The sequence below is a fragment of the Bordetella trematum genome, from assembly GCF_900078335.1.
Lineage (GTDB): Bacteria > Pseudomonadota > Gammaproteobacteria > Burkholderiales > Burkholderiaceae_B > Bordetella > Bordetella trematum.
Genome location: NZ_FKBR01000048.1, coordinates 23,918 through 30,452 on the forward strand (window position 1 = coordinate 23,918; position 6,535 = coordinate 30,452).

The window sequence follows — 6,535 nt, forward strand, 5'->3', positions numbered from 1 at the left end:
CCCTTGCCGAGGTTTAGGCTAGGATGCATCCGACGTGACGTTCACGCCGGAACAGACTCTACCAACCTGAAAGGAGATGCTTGTATGGCCAAGAAGCTGGATCCGAAACAGAAGAGTGCTGCCACGACTCGCCGCAAGCGCCCGCTGGCGACGCCCACCGATCTGTCCCAGGTCGCAACCCGTGACATCTCCGCCGCGCTCAACCAGATCCTGGCTGACGTGTTTGCGCTGTATCTCAAAACCAAGAACTTCCATTGGCATGTCAGCGGCCCGCACTTTCGCGATTACCACCTGCTGCTCGACGAGCAAAGCGATCAGCTGTTCGCCATGACCGATCCCCTGGCCGAGCGCGTGCGCAAGGTCGGCGGCACCACGCTGCGTTCGATCGGCCACATCGCGCGGACCCAGCGCGTGCTGGACAACGACGCCGATTACGTCCAGCCGCAGGATATGCTGGCCGAGCTGCGCGAAGACAACAAGGCGCTGGCCGCCGCGTTGCGCGCCGCCCATGATGTCACCGACGAACATCACGACATCGCCAGCTCCAGCCTGCTGGAAAACTGGATCGACGAAACCGAACGTCGCACCTGGTTCCTCTTCGAGGCCAGCCGCGACGCCGACCGCATCGGCAACTAAGCCCACGCCCGGCCGGGCTGCCCCGGCCGGGCGCTGGCGCATCAACCGAGCGCCAGCTCGGTCATCATGCCCATCTGCAGATGCGGCATATGGTGGCAGTGCAGCATCCAGCGCGCCGCCTCCCCGGCATCGAACGCAATCGTGACATGGGTCATAGGCGGCACGTGTACGGTGTCGCGCCGCGCCCCCGCAAAACGCCTGCCATTGATCGCCACCACCTGGAATACATGCCCATGCAGGTGCATGGGATGCGCCATCATCGACATGTTGTGAAAGCTCAGCTCCACCCGCTGCCCCGTCCGGGCCGTGAGCGGGATGTGGTCGCCCCAGGTGCGGCCGTTGATGGCCCAGCGGTACGGCTGCATGGAACCGCTCAACATGACCCGGTAGCGCACATCGGCCGCACGCTGCGGCAGGGGGTCCAGCCCCACCAGGCTCTGCTCCTGCATCAGATCGGTGTCGAAGGCTGGCGCCTCGCGCGTGGACAGCGCCCCGATCTTGCGCACCATCGCGCCCGGCGTGGCCACCACCAGGCCGCTACGCTCGCGGGCGCCTTCGCGCAACGCCAGCAGCGGCCAGGCTCCGTCCATCTGGGGCAGGTCGATCTCCAGATCGAGCCGCTGCCCCATGGCCAGGCCGAAGCGCGTGCCCGCCTGGGGCTGCACGGCATGTCCATCGACCGCCACCAGACGGGCGTCCAGTACGCCGCTGTCGAACCAGAAAACCGTCGCCGAAGCGGCGTTGATCACGCGTACCCGCAGGCGCCCTCCCCGTTCGACCCGGATCACCTCGGGATCCGACAGCGTACGGTCGTTGGTCAGGTAGGCGTCCCAGTCATAATCATTCAGGTCCATGGCCATGCCGCCCATGCCCCCATGCGACATACCGCCCTGGCCCATCATCATGCCGCCGTGGCCCATGCCATGCCCCATCCCCTGCCCCATGGGGCGTCCCATCGCAGGCGCGCCGCCGTCCGGAGCCGCGGCATGGCCGCCATGACCGGCCGCCGCGGCGCTGCCGGCAATCTCCTCCATGATTTCCTGGGAAGACTTGAAAGCGAAATCGTGCAGGAACATCACCACTTCCTGGCGATCCTCGGCGACATCCTGGGGACTGCGCACGATCAGCGGCGCGGCCAGCAAGCGCATTTCCTGCAGCGGGATGTGCGCGTGCATCCAGTACGTGCCCGGCAACGGCGCGTAGTCGTAGCGCCGGCTTTCGCCCGGCGCCAGCGCAGGCAGCGGCAGATCCGGCACGCCGTCCTGGACATTGGGTGGAATCTGCCCGTGCCAATGGATCAGCGTGGCCTCATCCAGCGCGTTGTGGAGGTCCACCAGGAAGCGTTGCCCTGGATTCAGCACCAGGCCCTGCCCGGCCGGGCCCTGCAGCCCGAACACCGTGGCCGCACGGCCGTCGATGTCCAGCACACGCGTTGCCGCCTTGAGCGGGAGAGCGCCCGGCTGGGCCAGCGCCATGCGGGGAAATGGTGCGGCGGCGCATGCCGCAGCACCAGCGGCCAGAAAGCCGCGTCGAGTCATACCTGCCATTTTCATTGCTCCTGGGCGCGCCACAGGCCCGCCCGAATCCGGAATCGAGGAAAAACGCCCGTCGCCCGAAGGGGCGCCGGGCGCGCAAGGTCACACGACGAAACTGGGCGGGCGCTCAGGCAGGGGCAGGATGACGCCAACGGGCAGCATGGGCGCACGCAGGACGTGGCGGTGCCGGGCCTGCAGCTGGGGCAGTCGCGGCACGGCCGGATCGATGACGAACAGGGGGGCACAGAGCAGTGAGCAGATCGCGCCATGATCGGCGCAATGCGCGGCGACGACACAGCCGCTATCCACAGGGGCCGGGCCGACGCAGGTCTCGTGCGGCATCGGCGCCTGGCTGGCGGCCAGCGGCATGCCCGCCTCGGCGGAAACCGACAGGGCGCCGAAGCAGAAGACGGCAAAGATCACGAACCAGGCACGGATCATGCAGACAGTTTACCTCCACTTGCGACAGGGTCTTGCCGGGCAAGTGCGACTGCGGTTTACGCCCCCGCCGTCCTGCAGGCACAATCGCCGGGTTTACAGGAGGCAGCATGGATCTTTCCGCACAAACCGTTCTGGTCACCGGCGCCGGGCGCGGCCTGGGCGCGGCGATCGCGCGCGCAGTGGCGCAGGCCGGCGCGCGCGTGGTCATCAACTATCGGCAAAGCCGCCAGCAGGCCGAGGCGCTGGCGCATGAGCTGGGACCGCTGGCCGTGGCCCTGCAGGCCGACGTCACCGATGCCGCCCAGGTTCAGGCCATGCTGCGCGAGGCCAACGAACACCTGGGCCTGCCGGTCACGTCGGTCGTGAACAATGCCCTGGCCGATTTCAGCTTCGATGGCGACGCCCGCCCGGCGCTGGGCAACATCCGCTGGGAACGCTTCCAGCACCAGATCGACGGCGCGCTCAAGGGCGCGTTGAACACCATGCAGGCCGCCCTGCCCGCCATGCGCGAGGCCGGCGTCGGGCGCATCGTGAACATCGGCACCAACCTGGTCCAGAACCCGGTCGTGCCCTATCACGACTACACCGCCTCCAAGGCCGCCTTGCTGTCGCTGACGCGCACCGCCGCGCAGGACCTGGGGCCTGACGGCATCACGGTCAACATGGTTTCGGGGGGGCTGCTGCGCACCACCGATGCCAGCGCCAGCACGCCCGCCGAGGTGTTCGACCTCATCGCCAGCCTGACGCCCCTGCGCCGCGTGACCACGCCGCAGGAGTTCGCCGATGCGGTGCTGTTCTTCCTGTCGCCCTGGGCGCGCGCCGTGACCGGGCAGAACCTGGTGGTCGACGGCGGACTGGTCAAGAACTGATACCGCCCTCAGCGCAACAGCAGATACACCACCGCCGGGGTGACCAGGATATTGCACAGCCCGGCCAGCACCATCACCAGCCCGGCGATGGCGCCTTCATCGGCGGCGATCTCGCGCGCCTTGGCCACCCCCGCGCCGTGCGCGCCCATGCCGAACAGGGCGCCGCGCGCCAGCGCCGAACGCAGCCGCAACAGCCTGCGCAACGGCTGCCCCATCAACGCGCCGATCACCCCGGTGAGGATGACGAACACGGCCGTGAGATCTGGAATCCCGCCCAGGCGCGCCGACAAAGGCATGGCGAACGGTGTGGCCACCGAGCGCGGCAGCAGGCTCAGGCGCATGGCATCGGGCACGCCCAGCCAGCTTGCCAGCAACCAGGCGCTCACCCCGGCCAGCGCGCTGCCCACGGCCACGCCGACCAGCAGAATGGGCCAATAGCGGCGGATCATCGCCCGCTCCTGGTAGAGCGGCAGCGCAAAGGCAACGATCACCGGGCTCAGCATGGCCATCAGCCAGTGGCTGCCGCGCATGTACTGGGCGTAATCGGCATGCAGCAACCCGGCCAGGGCCAGCAGCAGCACCGGCGCCATCACCAAGGCCGAACTCCACCAATAGCCATAGCGGCGCTGCACGGTACGCGCGCAGAGATAGGCCACCACCGTGGCCAGCGGCCAGAAGATCGCCTGCAGCCACTCAGCGCCCATGACGATGCATCCAGCGATAGCACAGGTCGATGGCGACCGCCGTGCCGCCCATGACCAGCAGCGTGCCGACGGCAATGACCAGCAGAATCTTCAGGCCCAGCCAGCCCACCAGCTCCTGGTGATCCAGCAGACACATTACCGCCGGCACGAAGAACAGCAACATCTCGGCCAGCAACCAGTCGGCCCCGCGCCGGATATGGTTCAGGCGCACCCCGCCCGCGGCCAGCAGCGCCAGCAACAGGGCCAGGCCAAGCACCGCGCCCGGCACCGGCAGCCCGGCCCATCCCGCCAACGCCTGCCCGACTCCGGCAAACACGGCCAGCACCCCGATCTGCAATACCCGGCTGCGCCGCAGATAACTGCGGCCCAGCGTCCAACTACGCGCCAACATGAAAGACTCCGTTGCGTCCGCCCGTCTCTGATCGCGGTTTGCGAACGCCAGTGTCTGGTTTTACGCCGTTCCTGCACATAGATAAAATGAATTCATTTCATTTTACCTATACCCAATTGGAATAACCATGGATCTCCGCGCGCTGCGGGCCTTTTGCGAGGTGGTGCGCCAGGGCGGCTTTTCCCAGGCGGCACGGGCCATCCACGCCACCCAGCCTACCGTCAGCAAGGCCGTGCGCCAGCTCGAAGACGAGATCGGCATGCCCTTGCTGGACCGCCAGCGTCAGCCGCCTCGCCTGACGGCCGCCGGTGACATCGTGTTCCGTCGCGCCCAGGCCATGCTGGCCGAACGCGAAGATCTGGTGGCCGAGCTGCAGGAGTTGCGCGGCCTGCGCCGCGGCGTGCTGCGCCTGGGGCTACCCCTGCTGGGCAGCAGCATCCTGTTCGCTCCGCTGTTCGCACGATTCCGCAGCCGCTACCCCGGCATCGAGATCAGCCTGGCCGAGCATGGCAGCCGCCGGCTCGAAGACATGGTCAGCAGCGGCGAGATCGAGCTGGGAGCCACGCTCACGCCGGTGCCGCCCGCCTTCGAATACCAGGCCGTCACACGCGAACCCCTGATGGCGTTGATACCGCCCGACCACTGCCTGGCCGACGCGCCGAGCCTGCGTCTGGCGCAACTGCGCGACACGCCTTTCATCCTGTTCGATAGCGGCTTTGCGCTCAACCCCCTGTTGCTGCAGGCCTGCGAACGGGCCGGTTACAGCCCGGCCGTGGCGGCGCGCAGCGGCCAGATCGACTTCATCGTCGCCCTGGTCGCTTCGGGCCTGGGCGTGTCCTTCCTGCCCCGCCCGGTGGCCGAGCAACGGCGTCAGTCCGGGGTGCGCCTGGTCTCGCTGGACGAGCGCGACGCCATCTGGGAAATGACATTGATCTGGCGTCGCGGCGGCTACCTCTCGCATGCCGCCCAGGCCTGGCTGGCCCTGAACCGCGAGGTCTATGCCACGCTGCCTTCTGCTGCGGCCGATGCGCCATTGTCCTGAGCGAGCGGGCCGTGGTCGACCACGCTTTCGAAGCGCTGGCTGTCCTGCGCCTTCAGGCGATATGGGACATCGAATACTGCTGGACGCCACGCGCCGACGCCGCAGTCAACGCTTGAGCCTGCGCGGCTGCGGCGCCACCCCGATGCGCGCATCACGTGCCAACGCCAGACGCACCAGCGCCGCGGCCTGCGTCTCGAAAAGCGGATCATCCTGGGGCAGATACAACCACTTGCCCAGCTCCGGGTGCATCCGCAAAGCCGGAAACTCCGCCTGCAACGCCCCGTGCCGCGTCCTGTCGGTGCAGACCAGCAAGCCATCCCAGGGCGGCTCGCGATCGCTCAGCACCAGACACAGCAAACCATCCAGATAGGCCGCCTCGCAACCAAACATCCGCCGCCGGCCATACCCCGCATCGGCCTCCAGCGGCTCAAACAGCCACAACAGACCATTCTCGCGCCCGCGCTTGCCGCGCGGCGGCGGATCAAACAACCCACCCCGTCCCATCGCCCCCTCCCCACAAAACCCCAACGCCCAGCTCAGCCCTCATAGCGTAAAACCAAACCCCAGGTAGACAGCAAGCACAGCCTGGAAACCCTCTACGCCAAAACAGCCACCCCGCCGCCGGGCCGCCCCAAGGCGGGGCAGCCCCCCCGGGGGGCAGCAAGCACGCCAAGCGTGCGCAGCGTGGGGGCTCCTACACTCAGCGTGGGGGCACTCCATGCAAAAACAGCCGCCCCGCCGCCGGGCCGCCCCAAGGCGGGGCAGCCCCCTCGGGGGGCAGCAAGCGCGCAAAGCGCGCGCAGCGTGGGGGCTCCTACACTCAGCGTGGGGGCACACACCCGCAGCATGGCAGCTCTCTCTACGCAAAAACAGCCGCCCCGCCGCCGGGCCGCCCCAAGGCGGGGCAGCCCCCTCGG

8 protein-coding genes are annotated in these 6,535 nt (G+C 68.1%); 3 read left to right on the top strand and 5 right to left on the bottom strand.

Translation table 11 applies throughout. The features are described from left to right. The first annotated feature begins 84 nt into the window (after positions 1 to 84). Complete coding sequence (locus A7V84_RS19260; protein WP_025512813.1) at positions 85 to 636, top strand: Dps family protein; 552 nt, start codon at positions 85 to 87, stop codon at positions 634 to 636. 41 nt (positions 637 to 677) lie between these two features. On the opposite strand, the gene A7V84_RS19265 is transcribed toward A7V84_RS19260, so the two are convergent. Both A7V84_RS19265 and A7V84_RS19270 read right to left on the bottom strand, forming a co-directional pair. Then, entirely contained in the window at positions 678 to 2,183 is a 1,506-nt protein-coding gene (locus tag A7V84_RS19265) for a multicopper oxidase family protein (RefSeq protein ID WP_063492574.1), read from the bottom strand. A 90-nt stretch (positions 2,184 to 2,273) separates the two neighbouring features. Then, positions 2,274 to 2,612, bottom strand: coding sequence for a hypothetical protein (locus A7V84_RS19270; protein WP_025512815.1), 339 nt, complete (start codon positions 2,610 to 2,612; stop codon positions 2,274 to 2,276). Positions 2,613 to 2,719: 107 nt separating this feature from the next. Here A7V84_RS19270 and A7V84_RS19275 point away from each other — a divergent pair, with 107 nt between their 5' ends. Beyond that, positions 2,720 to 3,481, top strand: a complete 762-nt coding sequence (locus A7V84_RS19275; RefSeq protein WP_025512816.1) for a 3-oxoacyl-ACP reductase — start codon at positions 2,720 to 2,722, stop codon at positions 3,479 to 3,481. A gap of 8 nt (positions 3,482 to 3,489) precedes the next feature. Here the strand turns inward: A7V84_RS19275 and A7V84_RS19280 are convergent, their stop codons facing one another. Both A7V84_RS19280 and A7V84_RS19285 read right to left on the bottom strand, forming a co-directional pair. After that, positions 3,490 to 4,185: an LrgB family protein gene (locus tag A7V84_RS19280; RefSeq protein WP_025512817.1), complete on the bottom strand. Its 696-nt coding sequence runs from the start codon at positions 4,183 to 4,185 to the stop codon at positions 3,490 to 3,492. Continuing rightward, positions 4,175 to 4,576, bottom strand: coding sequence for a CidA/LrgA family protein (locus tag A7V84_RS19285; RefSeq protein WP_025512818.1), 402 nt, complete (start codon positions 4,574 to 4,576; stop codon positions 4,175 to 4,177). The genes A7V84_RS19280 and A7V84_RS19285 overlap by 11 nt, the downstream gene beginning before the upstream one ends. 127 nt (positions 4,577 to 4,703) lie before the next feature. Between A7V84_RS19285 and A7V84_RS19290 the strand changes: the two genes are divergently transcribed. After that, positions 4,704 to 5,618, top strand: a complete 915-nt coding sequence (locus A7V84_RS19290) for a LysR family transcriptional regulator (protein ID WP_063491906.1) — start codon at positions 4,704 to 4,706, stop codon at positions 5,616 to 5,618. Between the two features lie 105 nt (positions 5,619 to 5,723). On the opposite strand, the gene A7V84_RS19295 is transcribed toward A7V84_RS19290, so the two are convergent. Next, entirely contained in the window at positions 5,724 to 6,122 is a 399-nt protein-coding gene (locus tag A7V84_RS19295) for a hypothetical protein (protein WP_063491905.1), read from the bottom strand. Positions 6,123 to 6,535 lie beyond the last annotated feature (413 nt).

Excerpts from the sequence above, each read along its gene's own strand:
- A7V84_RS19260 (WP_025512813.1), top strand. The coding sequence starts at position 85 with ATGGCCAAGAAGCTGGATCCGAAACAGAAGAGTGCTGCCACGACTCGC.
- A7V84_RS19265 (WP_063492574.1), bottom strand. The coding sequence starts at position 2,183 with ATGGCAGGTATGACTCGACGCGGCTTTCTGGCCGCTGGTGCTGCGGCA.
- A7V84_RS19270 (WP_025512815.1), bottom strand. The coding sequence starts at position 2,612 with ATGATCCGTGCCTGGTTCGTGATCTTTGCCGTCTTCTGCTTCGGCGCC.
- A7V84_RS19275 (WP_025512816.1), top strand. The coding sequence starts at position 2,720 with ATGGATCTTTCCGCACAAACCGTTCTGGTCACCGGCGCCGGGCGCGGC.
- A7V84_RS19280 (WP_025512817.1), bottom strand. The coding sequence starts at position 4,185 with ATGGGCGCTGAGTGGCTGCAGGCGATCTTCTGGCCGCTGGCCACGGTG.
- A7V84_RS19285 (WP_025512818.1), bottom strand. The coding sequence starts at position 4,576 with ATGTTGGCGCGTAGTTGGACGCTGGGCCGCAGTTATCTGCGGCGCAGC.
- A7V84_RS19290 (WP_063491906.1), top strand. The coding sequence starts at position 4,704 with ATGGATCTCCGCGCGCTGCGGGCCTTTTGCGAGGTGGTGCGCCAGGGC.
- A7V84_RS19295 (WP_063491905.1), bottom strand. The coding sequence starts at position 6,122 with ATGGGACGGGGTGGGTTGTTTGATCCGCCGCCGCGCGGCAAGCGCGGG.